This window comes from Spirulina sp. CCY15215 (genome assembly GCF_016888125.1).
GTDB lineage: Bacteria > Cyanobacteriota > Cyanobacteriia > Cyanobacteriales > Spirulinaceae > CCY15215.
On record NZ_JACSWA010000562.1, the window covers coordinates 1 to 502 of the forward strand.

Sequence of the window (502 nt, forward strand, 5' to 3'; positions counted from 1 at the left end):
AGCCAAAGGTTTACCGTCACTGTCAGGATAGAGAAGGTCGTCGTCAATCGATGGGGGAGAAAGTTGTTGTACCATTGCCTCAAAAGAGAAAAAGGTCGATACGTTGCTTTATTATACTATCAATTGCGCTATCATCACTGCGATCGCTTTTCTCTACTCTATTCAAGAGTATCAAGATCGATGTTGAGTTGTTGAAGGCGATCGCGTAGTTTTTGTAAATCAGACTCAGCGCGATCGGCTCTTTGTTTTTGCAACTCCTTCTCCTCTCTTTCGCGATCGGCTCTTTGTTTTTGCAACTCCTTCTCCTCTCTTTCGCGATCGGCTCTTTGTTTTTGCAACTCCTTCTCCTCTCTTTCGCGATCGCGCTGTTCGACTATCTCAACATAATCAACAAATCTTTCCCCGTTGGGATAAAATAATGCTAATTCTCCCTCTATCCTACTAAACTTTATTCCTAAACGCGGACTTTCCCAGCCCTCCATTTGCGAAATAACTTCTAATT

General features: G+C 43.0%; 1 pseudogene. It reads right to left on the reverse strand.

Annotated elements, in window-relative coordinates:
* Nucleotides 1-158: 158 nt before the first annotated feature.
* A pseudogene (locus JUI58_RS19640) lies at nt 159-502 on the reverse strand (Uma2 family endonuclease); the annotation flags it as partial.